General features: G+C 49.8%; 20 protein-coding genes and 1 pseudogene. 18 read left to right on the forward strand and 3 right to left on the reverse strand.

What is annotated here, in order from left to right:
- The first annotated feature begins 3 nt into the window (after window positions 1-3).
- The 12 genes from mutL (at window position 4) to glnA (ending at window position 14,051) form a co-directional block, all read left to right on the forward strand.
- Complete coding sequence (gene mutL / locus IEW11_RS01850; RefSeq protein ID WP_188528455.1) at window positions 4-2,028, forward strand: DNA mismatch repair endonuclease MutL; 2,025 nt, start codon at window positions 4-6, stop codon at window positions 2,026-2,028.
- Entirely contained in the window at window positions 2,025-2,798 is a 774-nt protein-coding gene (locus tag IEW11_RS01855) for a class I SAM-dependent methyltransferase (protein ID WP_188528457.1), read from the forward strand. Before mutL ends, IEW11_RS01855 begins: the two co-directional genes overlap by 4 nt.
- Window positions 2,795-3,805, forward strand: coding sequence for a tRNA (adenosine(37)-N6)-dimethylallyltransferase MiaA (miaA, locus tag IEW11_RS01860; RefSeq protein ID WP_188528459.1), 1,011 nt, complete (start codon window positions 2,795-2,797; stop codon window positions 3,803-3,805). The genes IEW11_RS01855 and miaA overlap by 4 nt, the downstream gene beginning before the upstream one ends.
- On the forward strand, window positions 3,802-4,041 hold the full coding sequence (gene hfq, locus IEW11_RS01865) for an RNA chaperone Hfq (RefSeq protein ID WP_188528461.1): 240 nt from the start codon (window positions 3,802-3,804) through the stop codon (window positions 4,039-4,041). The genes miaA and hfq overlap by 4 nt, the downstream gene beginning before the upstream one ends.
- Before the next feature lie 368 nt (window positions 4,042-4,409).
- Window positions 4,410-6,998 (forward strand): PBP1A family penicillin-binding protein, encoded by a 2,589-nt coding sequence (locus tag IEW11_RS01870; protein WP_188528463.1) that lies wholly within the window; start codon window positions 4,410-4,412, stop codon window positions 6,996-6,998.
- A gap of 187 nt (window positions 6,999-7,185) precedes the next feature.
- Window positions 7,186-7,743 carry a ribonuclease FAU-1 family protein gene (locus IEW11_RS01875; RefSeq protein WP_188528465.1) on the forward strand — a complete coding sequence of 186 codons (558 nt, stop codon included), beginning with the start codon at window positions 7,186-7,188 and terminating at the stop codon, window positions 7,741-7,743.
- Window positions 7,740-8,456: a YdcF family protein gene (locus IEW11_RS01880; protein ID WP_188528467.1), complete on the forward strand. Its 717-nt coding sequence runs from the start codon at window positions 7,740-7,742 to the stop codon at window positions 8,454-8,456. Before IEW11_RS01875 ends, IEW11_RS01880 begins: the two co-directional genes overlap by 4 nt.
- 141 nt (window positions 8,457-8,597) lie before the next feature.
- Window positions 8,598-9,590, forward strand: coding sequence for an AAA family ATPase (locus IEW11_RS01885; RefSeq protein ID WP_188528469.1), 993 nt, complete (start codon window positions 8,598-8,600; stop codon window positions 9,588-9,590).
- A gap of 14 nt (window positions 9,591-9,604) precedes the next feature.
- On the forward strand, window positions 9,605-10,894 hold the full coding sequence (hflX, locus tag IEW11_RS01890; RefSeq protein WP_188528471.1) for a GTPase HflX: 1,290 nt from the start codon (window positions 9,605-9,607) through the stop codon (window positions 10,892-10,894).
- Window positions 10,895-10,940: 46 nt separating this feature from the next.
- Window positions 10,941-12,224, forward strand: a complete 1,284-nt coding sequence (locus IEW11_RS01895; protein WP_188528776.1) for a methionine gamma-lyase family protein — start codon at window positions 10,941-10,943, stop codon at window positions 12,222-12,224.
- A 60-nt stretch (window positions 12,225-12,284) separates the two neighbouring features.
- Complete coding sequence (locus tag IEW11_RS01900; protein WP_188528473.1) at window positions 12,285-12,698, forward strand: MerR family transcriptional regulator; 414 nt, start codon at window positions 12,285-12,287, stop codon at window positions 12,696-12,698.
- A gap of 24 nt (window positions 12,699-12,722) precedes the next feature.
- A complete protein-coding gene (glnA, locus tag IEW11_RS01905) occupies window positions 12,723-14,051 on the forward strand; it encodes a type I glutamate--ammonia ligase (protein ID WP_188528475.1) in 1,329 nt (442 codons plus the stop codon).
- Window positions 14,052-14,242: 191 nt separating this feature from the next.
- On the opposite strand, the gene lexA is transcribed toward glnA, so the two are convergent.
- Window positions 14,243-14,863 (reverse strand): transcriptional repressor LexA, encoded by a 621-nt coding sequence (lexA, locus tag IEW11_RS01910; protein ID WP_188528477.1) that lies wholly within the window; start codon window positions 14,861-14,863, stop codon window positions 14,243-14,245.
- 149 nt (window positions 14,864-15,012) lie between these two features.
- On the opposite strand from lexA, the gene IEW11_RS01915 reads away from it, so the two are divergent.
- From IEW11_RS01915 to IEW11_RS01935, 5 genes are all read left to right on the forward strand, one after another.
- Complete coding sequence (locus tag IEW11_RS01915) at window positions 15,013-15,432, forward strand: LysM peptidoglycan-binding domain-containing protein (RefSeq protein ID WP_188528479.1); 420 nt, start codon at window positions 15,013-15,015, stop codon at window positions 15,430-15,432.
- Window positions 15,433-15,613: 181 nt separating this feature from the next.
- Entirely contained in the window at window positions 15,614-15,805 is a 192-nt protein-coding gene (locus IEW11_RS01920; protein WP_188528481.1) for a DUF896 domain-containing protein, read from the forward strand.
- A 38-nt stretch (window positions 15,806-15,843) separates the two neighbouring features.
- Window positions 15,844-16,848, forward strand: a complete 1,005-nt coding sequence (locus IEW11_RS01925) for an aldo/keto reductase (protein ID WP_188528483.1) — start codon at window positions 15,844-15,846, stop codon at window positions 16,846-16,848.
- Window positions 16,849-16,893: 45 nt separating this feature from the next.
- The gene (locus tag IEW11_RS01930) at window positions 16,894-17,400 is read left to right on the forward strand and encodes a hypothetical protein (RefSeq protein ID WP_188528485.1); all 507 of its coding nucleotides are present in this window, start codon (window positions 16,894-16,896) and stop codon (window positions 17,398-17,400) included.
- 29 nt (window positions 17,401-17,429) lie between these two features.
- Window positions 17,430-18,221 carry an HAD family hydrolase gene (locus IEW11_RS01935; RefSeq protein WP_188528486.1) on the forward strand — a complete coding sequence of 264 codons (792 nt, stop codon included), beginning with the start codon at window positions 17,430-17,432 and terminating at the stop codon, window positions 18,219-18,221.
- Window positions 18,222-18,655: 434 nt separating this feature from the next.
- Here the strand turns inward: IEW11_RS01935 and IEW11_RS01940 are convergent, their stop codons facing one another.
- Window positions 18,656-19,324 carry a hypothetical protein gene (locus tag IEW11_RS01940; protein WP_188528488.1) on the reverse strand — a complete coding sequence of 223 codons (669 nt, stop codon included), beginning with the start codon at window positions 19,322-19,324 and terminating at the stop codon, window positions 18,656-18,658.
- A gap of 489 nt (window positions 19,325-19,813) precedes the next feature.
- Here IEW11_RS01940 and IEW11_RS01945 point away from each other — a divergent pair.
- Window positions 19,814-19,987: pseudogene (locus IEW11_RS01945) on the forward strand (transposase); the annotation flags it as partial.
- Between the two features lie 151 nt (window positions 19,988-20,138).
- Here the strand turns inward: IEW11_RS01945 and mtnD are convergent.
- Window positions 20,139-20,681, reverse strand: coding sequence for an acireductone dioxygenase (mtnD, locus tag IEW11_RS01950; protein ID WP_188528490.1), 543 nt, complete (start codon window positions 20,679-20,681; stop codon window positions 20,139-20,141).
- Between the last annotated feature and the right edge of the window lie 105 nt (window positions 20,682-20,786).

Genomic DNA, 20,786 nt, shown 5'->3' on the forward strand with positions numbered 1-20,786 from the left:
GAAATGGGCAAAATCCGCGTGCTGGATGAGCAGCTGGCCAATCAGATCGCGGCGGGAGAAGTGGTCGAACGCCCTTCCTCGGTTGTGAAGGAGCTGGTGGAGAACGCCATCGATGCAGGCAGCTCTACGATTGACATTACGGTGGAAGAAGGCGGCTTGAATCTGATCCGGGTGACCGATAATGGCGGCGGTATTGAGGCAGAGGATATGGAGACCGCCTTTCAACGTCATGCGACAAGCAAGCTTTTGTCCGATAAAGATTTGTTTCGGATTGCGAGCCTTGGATTTCGCGGTGAAGCGCTGCCCAGTATCGCCGCCGTCTCGCGTGTGGAGTGTATCTCTTCCACGGGAGAAGACGGACTGGCCAGACGAATTGTCATCGAAGGCGGAACGATGAGCGCAGCGGAACCGGCGAATGCGCCGCAGGGTACGGACATGATCATCCGCGATTTGTTTTACAATACGCCGGCAAGGTTAAAATACATGAAGTCTATCCAAACAGAGCTCGGCCACATTTCTGACTATGTTTACCGTCTAGCTCTAGCTCACCCTGGAACAGCGTTCACATTAAAGCATAACGGAAATACGCTGCTGCGAACGCTTGGGAACGGCGATCGGCTGCAGGTTATTGCTGCAATCTATGGAACGAATACGGCAAAGGCGATGCTTTCTGTGGAAGGAGAGCATCCCGATTACGATTTGCGCGGTTTTGTCTCCCGGCCGGATCAGACCCGGGCCAACCGCAACGCGATGACTACGATCGTGAATGGCCGTTATATCCGCAGCTTTGTGTTGAATCAGGCGATCATGCAGGCGTTCCATACCCTGCTGCCGATTAACCGCTATCCGCTGACCGTGCTTGATATCGGCATGCATCCTTCGCTTGTCGACGTGAACGTTCATCCGTCGAAGATGGAGGTTCGCTTCAGCAAAGAAGCGGAACTAAAGACGTTTGTCCAGCAAGCCGTTCAAGCGACGCTGTCGCGCCAGGTACATATTCCAGGACCGTCTTCATCCGGTCCGCGATCGAAGCCGGCTTTCGTGCAGGAGCGGATCTCCTTCCATCAACCGGAAGTTGATGCCGAGCAGCCTTCATTACCGGCGTCTCCATTATCGGCCCAGCACAATAAGCCATCTCCTGCCGCTGCCGCGAACTGGGAACGTCCGGCTCAGCTGCCGGTTACGGCGCCGATTCCGAAGGATGCAGCAGAACGGCTGTATAAGCCTGGCGGCCGTTTTACCCCTGAATTCGCCGTGCGCGAAGTTTCGGCCTGGGAACGCGAGGCTGCTGCTTCATTGTCCCCGCCGAAAGCGGAGCGGACCGAATCCGTCAACGTAACTGAAGCAGAGAAGAGTTTTCCGCCTGCAGCTTCTGATGCCGGCGATTCCGCTGCCGCAGCGGCTCCGGCCTCAGACGTTACTGCAAACGCGGATGCATCTGCGTTTCCCGAGCTGTCGTGGGTCGGTCAGCTGCACGGGACCTATCTGATCGCGCAAAACGAAGACGGCATGTATTTGATCGACCAGCACGCCGCGCATGAGCGAATTCATTATGAGTATTATTTAGCCAAGTTCGGCAAACCGCAGGATGCATCCCAGCAGCTGCTTGTTCCATTAACGCTTGAATTCACTTCCGCTGACGCTTCGCTGCTGCGGGAACGACTCGAGCTGTTCGAGCAGGCGGGCGTGGAATTGGAGCCCTTCGGGACGAATACGTTTCTCGTTCGCTCTCATCCGGAGTGGCTGCCTAAAGGCGATGAGCTTTCACTCATTGAAGAGATTGCAGAATGGATCTTGTCGGAACGCAAAACGGTTGATATTGCCAAGCTGAGAGAAAAGTCGGCCATCCTGTGTTCCTGTAAAGCGTCGATTAAAGCGAATCAACGCCTCTCAAGGGAAGAGGGGGAGACGCTGCTGCGGCGATTAGCCGCCTGCACACAGCCGTACACTTGTCCGCATGGGCGCCCGATCGTCGTTCACGTTTCAACCTATCAGCTCGAAAAAATGTTCAAGAGGGTTATGTCATGATCGTTACAACATCAAGCCATCCATCAAAGGCTGTCCTCGAGGGGGCAAGCCGACTTGCGGATGAATTTAGCGCAGTCTATGCCACCAGACGCAATCACTCTTTAAAAAAGTTAATGGAACAGCATAACGATCCAAAGCTGCTTGTTGTATCGGATCACGATTTGCGGTACTATGACGGACAGGAGCCTCCTTTATATTTCCATCCGAGTATGGCATTCGTCCGCATCAAGCGTCTTCGCAAAGGCGAATCGGATCCTATGCTTGACGTATCCGGCTGCGCACCCGGCGATCATGTACTCGACTGCACGGCCGGACTGGCTTCGGACGCTTTCGTGTTCTCTTATGCGGTTGGGCCGCAAGGAAAGGTAACCGCGCTGGAAAGCGAGCCTGTGCTTGCCGCGATTATACGCGAAGGCATGAGGCTGTACGATACCGGGTTTGAAGACGCCAACGAGGCGCTGCGCCGAATTGAAGTCCGGAGCGAGGACCACCGGGAAACACTGGGGCTGCTGCCGGACAACAGTTATGATATCGTTTATTTTGACCCGATGTTTCGCAAGCCCATCGAACAGTCCAGTTCTTTACAGCCGCTTCGTTCTTTAGCGAACCATCATGAGCTGCTGGCGGTTTCCGTTCATGAAGCCCGAAGAGTGGCCAGAAAGGCCGTCGTGCTCAAGGAGCATAAGGATTCCCCGGAGTTTGAACGGCTTGGTTTCAAGCGGGTGCATGTGAACACATCGAAAATTGCTTATGGAGTGATCAGGCCTTGACCAGCAATGAACAGAGCAGTAAACCGAGGCTGCTGGTGCTAGTCGGACCTACAGCAGTAGGCAAGACCAGATACAGCCTGGATATCGCCAAAGCGTGGAATGCGGAGATCATCTCCGGCGATTCCATGCAGGTGTACCGGGGCATGGATATCGGGACCGCCAAGCTGCCATTGGAAGAAAGAGAAGGCATCGTACATCATTTAATTGACATTTGCGAGCCTGATCATCCGTTTTCCGTTGCGGAATTCCAAGAGCGCTGCCGCAGCCTGATCGAAGAGATAACCGCAAGAGGGAAGCTGCCATTTATCGTTGGCGGAACCGGATTGTACGTCGAATCCGTTTGTTACAATTATCAGTTCAGCGATGTCGGCTCTGACGAGCCTTATCGTGAGGAGCTGCAGCGGTATGCCGATGAATACGGCAATGAAGCACTGCACGCCAAGCTCCTGGAGATTGATCCCGACTCGGCCGGCCGGCTGCATGCCAATGATGTAAGGCGTGTGATTCGGGCGCTTGAGGTCTACCGCCTGACCGGCAGGACACTGACGGAACAGCTTGAAGGACAGAAAAAAACGTCGCCTTACGAACTGTGTATCGTCGGGTTGACAATGGATCGAGAGCGGTTATACCAGCGGGTTGAGGAGCGAATCGACGCCATGATCGAGCAGGGGCTTGTCGAAGAAGTGGCCAAGCTCGTGTCAGCCGGCATTCCCAAATCAGCGATTTCCATGCAGGGATTAGGCTACAAAGAAATAATTGCCTATTTGGAGGGCGACTGCACATTAGAGGCTGCAGTAACGATGCTTAAGCGGGACACACGGCATTTCGCCAAACGTCAGCTTTCATGGTTTCGCCATATGAAGGATATCGAATGGGTAGATCTTGACAGATTACAAAATTTTCATGAAAACTTGCAAACAATTCATGCTATAATAGCAGGAAAGTTTAAGGGTGATCTTGAATATATTTCTAACCAATCATTTTTTAACGGGGGTAACGGCCAATGAATAAATCGATCAACATCCAAGATACATTCTTAAACCAGCTGCGGAAGGACAGTATCCCGGTAACGGTGTACTTAACCAACGGTTTCCAAATTCGCGGCGTCATCAAAGCATTCGACAATTTTACGATCGTCATAGACAGTGAAGGCCGCCAGCAGATGGTATACAAGCATGCGATTTCCACGTTCACCCCGCAGCGCAATGTATCGCTTATGCAGGACCAAAGCTCTGATAACTAATAGAGACGTTTACCGCCTGCTATTAGGGATTTTGTAATATAGAGCTTGAATGGGCTGTAGAGCAAACTGTATATGTGAACACCCTGATTTTGAAACTTTTTTCGTTTCATTTCGTTTAAGTGAATAAGGGAATGCTGGAGCAACCCTTTTTTGGATGAGGAGATCCGTGATCCGTATATCGGAAATCGACTCCCCGAACAAGGGTTGTTCTTTTCTTTCCGCATTCACGAAGCGACTTCCAAAAATTACCTTGAAGAAGTCGTTTCACCCGATCCTAAAAGTGGGTATAAGTGTGAAGCTTAATCCTGTTTTTAGGCCATAATAGAGATAGCAGGCACAGAAATGCCAGGTAGGAGGGGAGTCGGCATATGACAGAACGTCGATCAACAGGACGAGCCGGAACCGAACAAACAAAGGTAAAAGGAAAGAAACCCAAGAAGCGAAAATTTGGTGCGCGAAGAGCGCTGACATGGATGTTTTTTACGGCAGCGCTTGCGGTTGTGTGCGGCATCATCGGTTATTTACTGATCATTTTGAATGGAGAAAGGCTGTTAGCCGAAAATCAAGGCAAGCTGGTCTCCGCCGAATCATCGATCATTTATGATGTGAACGGCAACGACGTGTCAAGGCTGTATGAGGAAAATCGGGAAAGCGTAGATTTCTCACAAATTCCCGATATGATGAAACAAGCATTTGTCGCGGTGGAGGATCGTCGGTTTTACGAGCATTCCGGCCTTGATTTTATTTCGATCGGAAGAGCGGTTGTAAAGGACGTCATCGCGCGAAGCGCGGTCGAGGGCGGAAGCACGATCACACAGCAGTTAGCTAAAAACGTATTTCTTTCTCACGATAAAACGATATTGAGAAAAGCGACTGAAGCCTCCATTGCCGTAGCATTGGAGAATAATATGACTAAGGATCAAATTTTGGAAATGTATCTCAACCGGATTTACTTCGGCAGAGGCGCCCATGGCGTAAAAGCAGCTTCAAAGCTTTATTTCGGCAAGGAAGACCTGAATGATCTTGAATTATGGGAGATTGCCACTTTGGCAGGGATGCCGAAGGCGCCTAATTCCTACAATCCGCTGAGCGATCCTGAGAGATCCATGGAGCGGCGCGCGGTCGTGCTGCAGCTTATGTATGATCAGGGGTTAATCACGGCCGAAGAAATGGAACAGGCGAAAAATCATGAGTACAACCCGGATGCCGCAGAACCGGCCTCCAACACGAATTTTATGGCGTATGTCGATTACGCTATAGAAGAAGCGATGAAGGTGACAAACCTGACGGAGGAAGAGCTGCGGTTAGGCGGATATCATATCTATACATCATTGAATCCGAATGCGCAGACCATTATGGAAGGCGCGTTTGCCGATGACAGTAATTTTGAACAAAGTCCGAGCGACCAGAAGGTACAGGGCGCGATGATCATTATTGATCATCGAACCGGCGAGATCGAAGCGATGGTCGGCGGCAGAGATTATGAGAAGAAGGGCTGGAACCGCGTGGTTCAACCGCGTCAGCCGGGTTCTTCCTTTAAGCCGATTACCTCATACGGTCCGGCGCTTGAGACCGGGGAGTGGTTTCCGTGGTCCACGCTGCGGGATGACAAAGAATGTTTTAACGGTTATTGTCCGACCGATTCCAATCGCGTGAAATATATCGGTCCTGTCAGCATGAAACAGGCGATCAAGGAATCGCGCAATCTGCCGGCGGTTTGGCTCCTTAATCAAGTCGGCGTGTCAGCAGGACTTGAATTCGCCAACACGCTTGGTTTTGATTTGAGTTCGGATGATCGCAACCTGGCGATTGCGCTTGGCGGCCTGACACACGGCGTAACGCCGATGCAGATGGCGACAGCTTACAGCGTCTTTGCAAATGGCGGCCGATCGGTCGATCCGCATTCAATTGTTGAGATCAAGGACAAGAATGGCCAATCCGTGTATGAATATAAAGCACCGAAAGTTAGACAATTGATTGCGCCTGAAACCGCATGGTATCTGACAGAGATTATGCAGGGCGTTGTCGAGCAGGGCGGTACAGGAACGCGTGCGCGGATTGACAGGCCGGTAGCCGGCAAGACGGGCACGACGCAGCATGGTATTGAAGGCTTGAGATCCAGCGGTAACCGCGATGCGTGGTTCGTCGGTTATACGCCGGAGTGGACGGCCGCTGTATGGATGGGATACGACAAGACAGACGCCGAGCATCTGCTCAAGCAGAGCAGCGGTCAATCGGCAGCGCTGTTTGCCAAAGTCATGTCCGCCGCGCTTAAAGACGCACCGCGCAGCGAATTCAAGAGACCATCTAGCATTAAAGAGATTACACCTCCGGCACAAGTAGGCGGGTTCAACGCCAGTTATATTCAAGAACGCGGTGAAGTCCAGATGGCATGGACTGCCGTGCAGGGGCAGAACATTACGTACCGGGTCTACCGGAAAGAAGTCTCCGAGCAGGAGTTCAAGGTCATTCTCGACCAGGTAGATGCGATTGCCGCGAATGATATTGGTATTGAGCAAGGCAAAACTTATGAGTATTACGTAACGGCATATGATTCCGTAAACAATCTTGAAGGACCGGCATCTTGGAAAAAGACGATTACCATTCCTGTAGAGGAACTGGTGCCGATCGAGCCTGACCCGTCTGTGGAACCGCAAATTCCGGATGATACAGGAACAGTTGGTCCTGGAGAGGGTGAGGTTCCCCCAGTGCAGGAGGTTCCGGATAATGGCGCGGGCGAGCCTGGCAGCCAGACGCCGCTTCCGGATAACGGAGCGACAGCGCCTGAAGGCCAGCAGCCTAGCCCGGACCAGCCTACCAATGGAGCAGGCGTAAATGTACCGCCGGATGGTGCAGGTGGTACCAATGGTACGAATGGAAATGCAGGTGCTAACGGTGTTGCACCTGACACAGAAGCGGATGCGAGTACGAATGCGCCAAACGCAAATAACGGATAATCGGGGAAAAGAGCTGGAAACAGCTCTTTTTTCGATTCATATTCCAATGCTTGTATTTTTTTGATTCGCGAGGTGGAGATAGACATTAAGTTGTGGTAAGCTTTTTCATATCATGTTGAAATGAAGCAAGAAAGGATCCGCTGCGATTAGCGGGCCTTTCTAATCCTAACGGAAAGGTACGTTCCGTATGAAACGAAAATTTTCCGACCGGGCGAATTGGCGTCGTATTCTTCGTAAGAGCTATTCATGTTTGTCCATGGATGATGATGAGTTCAAAGGACTGGTTACATTTTACCGGATTCATGAATTGCGTGATCCGCTTTGGAAAGAATACAATGGACGCCGTCTATGCTTAGCAGATCGGGGTTACTTGTGGATGCAGCATTTCCCTAAGGGTGAGCAGTTTGTCGTCACAACCATGTTTGATGATAAAGGGCGTGTGGTGCAGTGGTACATTGATATCTGCAAAACGCAAGGGCTGACGGACCAGCAGGTGCCGTGGTTTGACGATCTGTTTCTGGACGTCGTAGTGCTCCCTAGCGGTGAGGTGTTTCTGCTCGATGAAGATGAATTGGAAGATGCGGTCCGTAATGGAGATGTCTCGAACAAGGATGCGGCTATGGCACGCAAAACAGCCGGTAGACTGCTTTCATCGATTCGTAACGGACGTTTCCGGTATTTTACCCTTAGCTTGAAACACCGGAAAACATTGGCAGACCGGACGCAGGGGGCCCAGGAATCATGAAGGCAGGAGCGGAGCCGCGCCAATCCCGCCGACCCCGCCCGAATACGCGCACGCGGCCTCGCCGCAAATCAAAAAAGAAAAAGCGCTTCCGGCTGCTGCGGATCCTGTTACGAATCGCGGCCTGGTCGGCGGCGCTGATCATTTTTTGGTGCGGATATTTGCTATGGCACATTAATGATTTTGAAGAGCCCAGATCGATCTCGCCTGCCGATACGGGCATTGTGCTTGGCGCGGCTTTATGGAATGACAGACCCAGCCCGGGACTGAGGGAACGGCTGGATCATGCCTACCGTTTATACGAGCAGGGAAAGCTGGATCATATTATCGTATCGGGCGGAATGGATTATAACGGATCGACGATTACGGAAGCGGAAGGCATGCGTAATTATTTGATCGAGCTTGGTGTGCCTGCTGACAAGCTGTTACTTGAGCCGCTCGCTAGAAGCACTTACGAGAACCTGCTGTTCAGCCAGCAAATGATGCTGGAGCAGGGATGGAGCAGTGCGACCGTGATTACCCATGATTTTCACGCGGCCAGAGCGACCGATATTGCCGCATTTCTCGGTATCGAGTCTTTTACGGTAACAGGAGCGAAATCCCGCGTGCTTTCTTCAGTAAAAAATGAATCTCGCGAGGTTCTTGCCTATACGAAATGGAAGCTGGACAAAATGCTTCTGCGCATCGGACTCCAGACGCCGGATGTCACCTACTAGCAGGGCTTTCGAATCTGCTAATATGGTGGGCATAGCTAGAATACATTGGTAATGCGGCGACCTTCATACCCAATATCGCTCACGATCCGGGTTCCACAGGCTGGGCCCGCGCCGACGCTTGCTTAGGACGGGGATGATTGAATGAACGGAAATGCAGCGAGTACGGGGCAAAAAAACAATGTCAGACCGTCCCGGCAAATAAATGTGGTGCTGCGCAGCTACGATTCCCATGCAGCGGCTGTCCTTCAGCCGGCCGAGGATCATGAGGCCGCCCATATAGGCGTGAAAAACCATCCGGCAAATGATCCTTATCTGGAGATTCAAAAGGAATTGGAGCCGATGGTCGGACTGGATAACGTAAAGGCTCTCGTCTATGAAATATACGCGCTGCTCCATATTTCTAAAATGCGTACGGAGGCCGGGTTGTCAGGCGGATCACACGTTTATCATATGATCTTTAAAGGAAATCCGGGAACAGGCAAAACAACGATCGCCCGGATCGTCGCCAAGCTGTTTCAAAAAATGGGCGTTTTGGCCAAAGGACATTTGATCGAGGTGGAGCGCGCGGATTTGGTAGGTGAATATATCGGGCATACCGCGCAAAAGACGAGGGATTTGGTGAAGAAAGCGCTGGGCGGCATCTTGTTCGTCGACGAAGCCTACAGCCTTGCCCGCGGCGGAGAGAAGGATTTTGGCAAGGAAGCGATCGATACATTGGTGAAAGCGATGGAAGACCACAAAAATCAGTTCGTGCTGATATTGGCCGGTTACCCGCTTGAAATCGAAAACTTCCTGCATACCAATCCGGGATTGCCGTCGAGATTTCCGATTCAGATCGAGTTTCCGGATTATACGGTAGACCAATTGATTCAAATTTCGGAATTAATGGCTAAAGAGCGGGACTATAATCTAATGCCGCAGACGCTGTTTAAGCTGCGGCAGCATTTGGCGATGGAGCGTACCGCTACATTGTTTTCCTTTAGCAATGCGCGTTACGTGCGTAATGTGATCGAACGCGCGATCCGGTTTCAAGCGGTTCGGCTGCTAGGGCAATATCCAAGCGGGGTGCCTGGCAAACAAGAGCTTATGGCCATCCGGCCGGAGGATTTGAAATGGGATAATAAAGCAACTTAAGGAGTATGTGATCGATGCGGCAATCTACTTATCAAACAGACCACGAACTTCAAGACCGCGCTGTATTGGTCAGCCTCGTCACACCGGACGTAAAACGCAGCGGCATGAATCCGGAGCATTCTCTGGATGAGCTTGTCAGCCTGGCGGAGACTGCCGGTGTGGAAGTGCTTACGACCATTACGCAAAATAAAGAAACACCGGATAACAAATGGTTCATCGGCAAAGGGAAGGTCGAAGAATTAAGGGCGGCGGCAGAGGAACTTGGAGCTACGACCGTCATTTTTGACCAGGAGCTTTCCGGTGCGCAGGTTAGGAATCTGGAGGAGGCGCTGGATCTTAAAATCATTGACCGGACTCAACTGATTCTGGACATTTTTGCGCAGCGCGCGAAGACCCGGGAAGGGATTATTCAGGTTGAGCTGGCACAGCTCAGCTATTTGCTGCCGCGGTTGTCAGGGCACGGGAAAAACTTGTCCCGGCTGGGCGGGGGAATCGGTACGCGCGGTCCGGGTGAAACGAAGCTGGAGACCGATCGGCGCCATATCCGCGATCGGATTTCAGACCTTAAAGCGCTGCTGGAGGAGGTCGTGCGGCATCGCCAGCTCCATCGGGAACGGCGGCGGAAGTCAGGCGTAATCCAGGTCGCATTAGTCGGTTACACCAATGCCGGAAAATCCACGCTGCTGCGCGAGCTGACAGCGGCTGACGTCTATGTTGAGAACCAGTTGTTCGCCACGCTGGATCCGACCTCGCGCAATTTGGAATTGCCCAGCGGCAAGGAAGTGGTGCTGACGGACACGGTAGGATTTATTCAAAATCTGCCCCATGATCTGGTCGCCGCATTTCGGGCCACATTGGAAGAGGTGTGTGAGGCCGACCTTGTGCTGCACGTAATCGACAGCTCTTCTCCGACAAGGGAAGAACAGGCCGCTGTAGTACAGCAAATATTAGTTGAGCTTGGCGCTGCGGACAAACCGCAGATTACGGTTTATAACAAGAAGGATCTGTGTGTAGGGGATTGCAGAGATCGCATTCCTTCGGGAACGGACACGCTCTGGATCAGCGCTTACTCTAAAGAGGATCTGAATCTGCTGCGCCAACTGATCCAGGATAAGCTGACTGGCGATACCAGAACGTTCGTTCTCCCTGCGGAGCGGGGCGATCTGATCGCCTTGGCATACCGGACCGGAGAAGTGATTGAACAGATGGTTGACGGGGATCAGATGCGCTTAACGGTGGAGCTGAATAAACAGGATTTTGCGGTTCACGGCTATAAGCTGCAGGAATATATCGAATCGCTGTGATCATGAAATATTATGTGATTGACAAGGGAGAGACGAAGACGAAGTGTTGAAGGAAGAAAGTCATGTTTGGGATACATTAGAGCAAGCCGCACAGCAGGTTGAGGAACAGGTCTCAGCCGTATTCCGCCAGCTGGATCGCACGGCGGAGCGAAATGAATGGAAGGTCATCCGCGCCTTCCAGAAGCATCAGGTCAGTGATTATCATTTCTCAGGCTCAACCGGATACGGGTATAACGATCGCGGGAGGGAAGTGCTGGATCTGGTCTATGCGGATGTGTTCGGAGCGGAAGCGGCGCTGGTAAGGCCGCATTTTGCCTCCGGCACGCATACGATCAGCTGTGCATTGTTCGGCATGCTCAGGCCGGGCGATGAACTGCTGTACATTACGGGAAAGCCTTATGATACATTGCATAAAGTGATTGGTAAGCCGGGAGACGGCACGGGTTCGCTGCGGGATTGGGGCGTTTCATACAATGAAGTTCCGCTGCAGGGGGACGGCGCTGTGGATTGGCTGGCAGTTGAGGCTGCAATCAGCGACAATACGAAGGTAATCGGCATTCAACGTTCCCGGGGTTATGACTGGCGGGCATCATTTACGGTTCATGAAATCTCGGAAATGGTGAAGCGGGTCAAAGCAATCAAGCCGGAGCTCCTTGTCTTTGTCGACAATTGTTACGGTGAATTTACGGAGGAGACCGAACCGACTGAGGTTGGCGTTGATCTTATGGCGGGCTCGTTAATCAAAAATCCGGGAGGCGGGTTGGCGAGCACGGGCGGTTACATATGCGGGAGCGCGCGTCTGGTGGAACAGGCCGCTTACCGGCTGACCGCGCCGGGAATCGGTGGCGATGTCGGAGCGATGCTCGGCACGCTGCGCGCGATCTACCAGGGGCTGTTCCTGGCGCCGCATATCGTTGGACAAGCTCTTAAGGGAGCTGTATTCGCAGCAGCTATGTTCGAAAGACTGGGCTTCGAATCCCATCCGAAATGGAATGACCCTAGGACAGATTTGATTCAAGCTGTCCGCTTTAAGCAGGCTGAGCCGTTGATCGCTTTTGTGCAGGGGATCCAGCGGGCTGCGGCGGTAGATGCCCATGTTGTTCCAGAGCCATGGGACATGCCTGGCTATGAGCATCCCGTTATTATGGCCGCAGGCACCTTTATCCAAGGCGGCAGTTTGGAGCTGTCCGCAGACGCTCCGATACGCGATCCGTTCATCGCTTATATGCAGGGTGGACTCACCTATGGACACGTGAAATACGGCGTCCTTACTGCATTGTCAACGATGGTCGAACGCAAATTAATTGTGATTAAACCTAACATAACTTGACATGTTTTTGGCATGGCGCTACAATAGAAACATATCACAGGGATTGGAAGGTTGATGCACATGGCTGACGAGATTCGCAGAAATATGGCATTATTCCCTATCGGAATCGTCATGAAGTTGACCGATTTGACGGCCAGACAGATCCGATATTACGAGCAGCACGAGCTCATTGTACCTGCACGTACAAACGGCAATCAGCGATTATTTTCATTTAACGATGTCGAGCGTTTACTCGAAATCAAATCTCTGATTGAGAAGGGCGTAAATATCGCAGGCATTAAACAGGTTATGAATCCGGTATCTAAGGAGTCCGAAGAAGCGACTGTTATTACAGAGCAGACGGAATCAAAACGCCGTGAAATGTCGGATACGCAGCTTCATCGATTGTTAAAACAGCAGTTACTCGAGAAGAGACCGGGCAAAGCCTCGATGATTCAAGGCCAATTGTCCCGTTTCTATAGCAACAAACCATAACAAGAGGGTAAAGGAGAGGATTCTGTGAGCTTCACTAGAGAAGACATCTTGCGTCATGCGAAGGAACAAAATGTCCGATTCATTCGATTGCAGTTTACCGACCTGTTAGGTACGATCAAAAATGTGGAAATTCCAGTAAGCCAGCTGGAAAAGGCGTTGGACAACAAAATGATGTTTGACGGTTCTTCGATCGAAGGTTATGTGCGTATCGAAGAATCGGACATGTATTTATATCCCGATTTGGATACATGGGTCGTATTCCCATGGGTAACTGAAAACCGTGTTGCAAGATTGATTTGTGACATTTATATGCCGGATGGCACACCATTCGCAGGTGACCCGCGCGGGATCCTGAAACGTTGTTTGAAAGAAGCCGAGGAAATGGGCTACACCGCGATGAACGTCGGGCCTGAACCTGAATTCTTCCTGTTCAAGACAGATGAGAAAGGCGATCCGACGACAGAATTGAATGACCAAGGCGGTTACTTTGACCTTGCGCCTACCGATTTGGGCGAGAACTGCCGCCGTGAAATCGTATTGACGCTGGAGGAAATGGGCTTTGAGATTGAAGCTTCCCACCATGAGGTAGCTCCCGGCCAGCACGAGATCGATTTTAAATATGCCGATGCAATCAAAGCGGCAGATCAGATCCAGACCTTTAAACTTGTCGTAAAAACGATTGCCCGTCAGCATGGCCTGCATGCGACTTTTATGCCAAAGCCTTTGTTCGGCGTTAACGGATCCGGCATGCACTGCCATCAATCCTTGTTCCAAGGCAGCACGAACTCATTTTACGATGAGAGTGACAAATTAGGCTTAAGCAGCACTGCGCTTCATTACATGGCAGGGGTTCTGCGCCATGCCCGCGCATTTGCAGCAATCACGAATCCAACGGTTAACTCTTACAAGCGTCTAGTACCAGGCTACGAAGCTCCGTGTTATGTGGCATGGTCTGCGAGCAACCGCAGCCCGATGATCCGTATCCCGGCATCCCGCGGCCTCAGCACACGCATTGAAGTGCGTAATCCGGATCCGGCGGCAAATCCTTATCTGGCACTTGCCGTTATGCTGAAAGCCGGCTTGGACGGCATTAAGAACAAGCTTCCGCTGCCATCCCCAACCGATCGCAATATCTATGTGATGACCGAAGAAGAACGGGTGGATGAGGGAATTCCAAGCCTGCCGTCCGATCTTAAAGAAGCGCTGGACGAGCTGCTGCGTGACGAAGTCATCTGCGAAGCATTGGGTGATCACGCGCTTGCCCATTTCTATGAGCTGAAGGAAATCGAGTGGGATATGTACCGCACGCAGGTTCATCAGTGGGAAAGAGATCAGTACTTAACGCTTTATTAATAATCATGCAAACGCCGTTCGCGAGGTTTCGACCTCGTGAACGGCGTTTTCTACATCTGAGGATGCAACAGCGCCAATATGATCGAAGGCCGCAGCACAAATTTGAACGAAGCTATTCACTTATGGGGCAGCAAGAAAAAGAACGTTAGGATCGACATCCCAACGTTCTTCAGCAAGGCCTGGGGTAAGAATCAATGAATATCGCGGAATAGTCCGATAACGCGTCCAAGGATGGTCACTTGCTTCAAACGGATCGGCTCCATTGTAACGTTCTCTGGTTGAAGACGAATATGATCCCGTTCCTTGTAGAAGGTTTTAACCGTTGCTTCATCATCCTCGGTCATCGCTACGACAATATCGCCATTATTAGCTGTCTGCTGCTGTCGAACGATGACATAGTCGCCGTTGTAAATGCCGGCTTCAATCATACTTTCTCCGACAACGCTAAGCATAAATACTTGATTATCTCCGACAAAGTGGGTCGGAAGCGGGAAATACTCTTCGATGTTTTCGGTTGCTGTTATCGGCATGCCTGCGGTAACTTTACCGACGACAGGAATCTTCGATACGGCAAGTGGAAATGGAACTTCGGTTGCTTCCTGATCCAATATTTCAATTGCGCGCGGTTTAGTTGGATCCCGGCGAATGAGTCCTTTTTTCTCCAGACGATCCAGGTGGCCGTGAACGGTGGAACTAGAAGCCAGCCCGACCGCTTCTCCGATTTCCCGCACAGACGGGGGATAACCTTTCTCGCGGACTTCATTCTTAATAAATTCAAGAATGGTCTGTTGGCGGCTTGATATTTTCGACACAAGGATCACTCCATCTAATTAATAGTTGTGACAAATTATAACACAGAACCCGAGTTCGCACAAACATAAGTTCGAGAAACACCCGTTCGTAAAAATCAGGGAACAAATGTTCTTAAAATGCTTGACCACAAACAAGTGTTCGTGTTAAATTGATTACAGAACAAATGTTTGGGGTGTTGATCATGATGATGAATAGTTTATCCTATCGAAGCATACATAATGGAGCGAAGAAAGCTCCTGAACGCCGTACTGGCGAGTCTACAGTTGTTTCAAATCTGAGACGTCATTTTGTTAAATTCTTTGCAGCCGCAATCGTTTTTGTTGTTTTATTTTCAGGCATGTTGATTGTTCAGTCTTATGCCTCGGAATCTCACCCGGCGCCAGCTGCTGAAGGGGAACGCATTATTTCTGTTTCGTCGGGTGACACGTTATGGGAAATCGCCAGAAGAGTACAGCCGCAGGGTACGGACTTGCGCGAGGTTGTCTATGAGATAAAGCTTCGCAATGGTCTTTCTTCCAGCGTATTGCGATCCGGTCAGACACTTATTGTTCCGGAGCAGATGGATTGATTTTTTATTAAAGCTTCAAGTGATTTGAAGGAAATGTTTAGGATGAGTAACGTATATCTGGTTGTTAACATTACCAAACCCGGCAAATCATTGCCGGGTTTTCGTGTTATCTTGACAACCCTAGAATGAAAATGTCAAAGTAGAGGGTGGACATTAGGTGATCGTTAGAGGAGGGGACAAATTGGAGAAGTTAATTGCACGCATTAATGAGCTGTCAAGAAAAAATAAAAGCGTCGGTCTCACAGATGAAGAAAAAACGGAACGCGAAACGCTCCGAAAACAATATCTGGACAATTTCAAACGTAATTTCCGTAATCAATTGGATGCAATTGAATGGGTGGATGACGATTCATCGGCACCTCCCAAACATTAGGACTATAAATCATTCTTTTTTGAAGGGGGAAATTGTGCATGCAGTATCGATTGCTTGGCAAGAGCGGTTTGGCGGTTTCAGAATTGTGTTTAGGTACGATGACATTTGGAAATACGACTTCTGAGTCGGACTCGATTGAGATGATCAACCGTTTTATGGACCGGGGCGGGAATTTTCTCGATACAGCGAACGTGTATGTCTCCGGCAGGTCCGAGGAGATCGTAGGCAAAGCGATTAAAGACCGCCGTTCGGACGTAGTTCTTGCAACGAAGGTCCGTTTCCCGGTTGCAGAGCATGTGAACGGCGGCGGAGTCTCCCGCAAGCATATAATGGACGCAGTCGAAGCAAGCTTGAAACGGCTTCAAACCGATTACATTGATGTGTATCAGGTTCATGTATGGGATCATGCCACGCCAATCGAGGAAACACTGCGCACGCTGGATGATCTCGTCACATCAGGTAAAGTCCGTTATATCGGCTGCTCGAACTTTTTCGCCTGGCAACTGATGAAGTCGCTTGCTTGCAGCGATATGAACCGATATGTTCGCTTTATATCGATCCAACCACAATACAGCTTAGTCAGCCGGGAAATGGACCGTGAGATGTTCTCTCTTTGTTTGGAGGAGAACGTAGGCATTATCCCTTGGGCGCCGCTCGGAGGCGGTTTTCTGACAGGAAGGTACAACAGAGAAGAACCCTCCTCGGGACGCCTGACCTCTAAAGCAGGGGAGAGCTCGTGGAAAAATCGCGCGACAGAGGCTAATTTCTCGGTGCTGGAGGCTGTTCAAAGCGCAGCGATAGAATTGGACAAGACCCCTTCGCAAGTCGCCTTAAATTGGCTTCTGCAGCGTCAAGGGATTACTTCGCCGATTTTTGGGGCGAGCACGTTGGAGCAATTCGAGGATGATATGGGCGCATCCGGCTGGACGATGCCGGAGGAAGTGTGGAACCGTCTGGATGAGGTAAGCGCCCTGCCATCTGAATATCCGAACCGCTTTATCGAAAAGTTCCGCAGACCAGGCCTTACTAAAGCATCTAATTAAATTTGAATTACATCGCTTTCATTCGTATGTTGAGGAGGATTCACAATGTCCCGATCCTGGGAACGCAAGGTTCGCAAAAACACATCAACGGTCAACAAAGCCCGCAAAAAGAGCGGTACAGGCAGCTTTGTTCCGGAAGCGTCACGATTAGACCGATTTAAAGGACGTAATCTCATATTGCCGGTTGCGCTGGTTATGTTTATCGGCTTTTACGTCTATATGAACACATTGACAGAACAGGGCGAAAGCGGCGGGCTGTATTGGTTGACAATCGTCTGTTATGTGCTGCTTGCAGCGCTGTTCTTTTTCCGGCGCCCTTATCTCACCGTAGGCAAGGAGTTTGTCCAAACCCGCAAAATGACCGGTGACAAAATATTGCGGGCAAGCGGTATCCAGCGTATCACCGTGCAGCGGGGTTATGTTGTGATCGAGCAGAAGAAAGGCGCGAATTGGGTGTTTTCAAGAGCTATGAACCGTTTTCCAACCGAACAAATGGCTGAGCGACTCAAGATTTTCGCTAACGACAATCAAATTGAATTCACGGAGAAATAGAGAGAATACAGAAGGAGCGAGTATCGTTAATGGCTAAAAAAGCAGTCTTATTTGATTTGGATGACACCCTGTTATGGGATGATCGAAGTGTCAAAGAAGCGTTCGAAGCAACATGTAAGGCAGCCGCGGACAAAACCGGCGTGGATCCGGACTCTTTGGAGGATGCTGTGCGCCGCGAAGCCCGGGCATTGTATGAATCTTATGATACCTATGCGTTTACGAAAATGATCGGTATCAATCCTTTTGAAGGACTATGGGCTAAGTTTGAACAGGGGGAGCAAGAAGACTTCCGCAAGCTGCAAAGTCTTGCACCTACATACCGCAGAGAGTCCTGGACGCGCGGCTTGAAGTCATTAGGCATTCATGACGAGGCACTGGGCGCAGAGCTCGCAGAGCAGTTCCCGGCCGAACGCCGGGCGCGTCCGCTCGTCTATGATGAGACCTTTCAAGTATTGGATCAGCTGAAAGGAAAGTATAAGCTGCTGCTGCTGACAAACGGCTCGCCTGATTTGCAGAACGAGAAGCTGGCTGGTGTACCGGAGATTGCTCCTTATTTTGATCATATCGTTATTTCCGGCCAATTCGGGGAAGGCAAGCCTGCCGCATCCATCTTCAGGCATGCACTCGAGCGGATCGGTGTAGAAGCCGGGGAAGCGGTCATGGTCGGTGACAAGTTAACGACGGATATTATCGGTTCGTTGGGTGTAGGCATGACAGCTGTCTGGATTAACCGACACGGGATGAAGCATACAGACGAGATCGTTCCAACCCATGAGATCACCAGCCTGGAAGAGCTGCCAGGTTTGCTTGAACGGTTGTAAAATAAGAACTTATTGAGAATTGTATCAAAGAAAAGGGGGCTGTCCCAAAAGTCATAAATGACTTCGGTTCGCCCCTTTTGTTCGAGAACTATGTTTTGCTCTTTTACGAGAGGGGTATGGAACTCCAACCTCTATTGTAATCGTGTTATCTTGAAATTGATGATGAGGTAATAATCACGATTTCAAAGGAGGTACGTAAACTTTCCGCTCCATGTCCCTCCCTCACGCTTTTGGTAAAATGGACGTACCAGCAACAATTCCTGCTTCGTGGCTTGCCAAAGGTAAGTCTTGAGGCGGGTTGGTTATCGCTTGCCCATAATTTTCTCAAGAAGGCTACAGAAGACCAAAAAAGACAAGAAGTCGAGCAGGCATAGCCCCTGCTCGACTTCATTTTTCAAAAACAAAGAAAACAGGGAGTGTCCCAAGTAGAATTTCTATTTATGGGACACCCCCATAAACAAGACTAAATCCTCCGCAGTTTTAATATGACCTGCTTGCTCCCAAGGAATTTCTAATCTTTCGGTAACATAAGATGAGACTACTGATTCTGTTCTCTCTTCTTTTACCCACGAGACCGAGAAGTTAGTGGGTTGAAGCTCATGTTTCAGAAGAATTTGAATCACCTCATAAACTGGGGTCAGCTGTTCTTCGGATCGATAAGTTTCAATAAGTCTTAAGTCGATCTCATATTCGACATCCAGCTCTTTGTAAGAGGGAAGCTCTTCAAAGGTAGAGCCCGGATAGCTATCTTTACTAAAGTGTACGGTAAAGTTGGTTCCTTCATCGGAAAGGGGGAAAAGACTCGCTATCTCATCCCGAATTAACGTATCGACCTGCCATTCCCAATAACGCTGCAGGTAATCATCTTTAAAGGTTCCTTCCTCTTCGCCTTGTCTGATGTTAAAGATAATTTGGGGATTATCTACAGGGGATGCTCTCACCAAGAAGTTAGTGTCAAACACGTAATCTGTATTAAATTCTTTATTGTATTTTTGTTCAATGTAACTTTTTGAAGCAGCGACTTCTTCGTTGTTACCCAAGCATCCTGGTAATAAAAGCAGTAAATAAAACAGAAAAATTCCCTTCATTACAATCCGGTACATATCAAAATCCTCCTTAATCCAATAATCGATCTACTCCAATTAATGTAAATATTGTACTAGATAATGGGTGTAAATAACATCATTCTGAGTTTTTTCGTATCCATGTGGAATGGAGACCTACCTCGCGTCCCTATCTACTTCTTATCACTTTTAGAAAGTCCTTCAATAGCCCCGTTCTCATTTCTGCAAAACAAAAAGAAGCCAAACTTTGGTAAAATGGAAGTGACTAGCAACCATTCAAAGGAGGGCTTCTTTTGTACATTCAATATAAGATGGATCAACTATGCTTGCCAATGGATTTAGAGGAGGATATTCCAGCGAATCATCTTGTACGCGTTGTAAATGAGGCGGGCGGTTAACCGGCTGGACGACAACATCTTTGCGGCTGCTTATCCAGGTGGTGGCCGAGGCAGAGCGGCAAGAAGACGCGGAGCAGGCTGACCGGGACCTGCCTGAGTTTGGCGAATCCAGCACGATCACCGGTGAAGCATGATCGAACCGGAGAGTGTGTTCGGACAAATGAAGAGCAACCGGAGCTTCCGGCGATTCCTGCTTCGCGGCTTACCCAAAGTGAGCTTAGAGGTCGGGTGGCTTTCACTTGCCCATAATCTACTCAAATGGGCAATGATGAATCAAAAAGTGCGAGTCGTGGGGACTATATAACCCCAAAACTCGCACTTTTTTTGCTTAAACTCTGATAAACGAAGCTGACCAGCTGTAGATAGAAAACTACTTTTGGGACAGCCCCCTGATTTTGTTCATGCCATAAAATAAGTGATCAAACCTGAATAACAGGTCATGAGTGCATGATGGTTTATGCTTTTTGGAAGGTTGGATCATTATATGAGTTTGCAACCCAACCGGCTGGTTCGATGAACAATCGGACAGCGACGATTTGGCGGTTCTCCATCAAAGTGAAGAAGTGGGGTTTATTCTCCGGAACGGAGATGACATCTCCAGCTTCCAGCTCCACATCAAAGTATCCAACGTCATCAGTGCCTTTGATAACAAAGATGCCTCTGCCTGCCGTAATCGCACGCACTTCATCTTCTGTATGCGTGTGGACATCCTCGAATTTTTTCAGAAGCTCATCGAGGTTCGGGGTAGCATCGGATAATGCGACGATATCCCATGTTTTGTAGCCGCGGCGTTCAGCCAGATCGCGAATTTCTGCGTCGTAAGTGGATAGAATCTCCGCTTTGTCTTCGTCGGTAAGCACAAATTTGTCTTGCAGTCCGGCTGCAAGCTTGGATGCGTCCCAGTGCTCATATAAAACCTCTTGATTATTCAAAAAAGCGCTAACGTTCTCATCGCCTTTGATCCGTTCACCGGTATTACGAATTCGAATTTCAGCCATAGTTCAATCCCTCTTTTCCATAAAAGTTGCTTATTTATACTCATTATAAAACAAAGATAATAACATGTCGACTGGATTTGCCTTTTCACATCGATGAGATTCTGG

The sequence above is a fragment of the Paenibacillus abyssi genome (assembly GCF_014640295.1).
Taxonomy (GTDB): Bacteria; Bacillota; Bacilli; order Paenibacillales; family Paenibacillaceae; genus Paenibacillus_D; species Paenibacillus_D abyssi.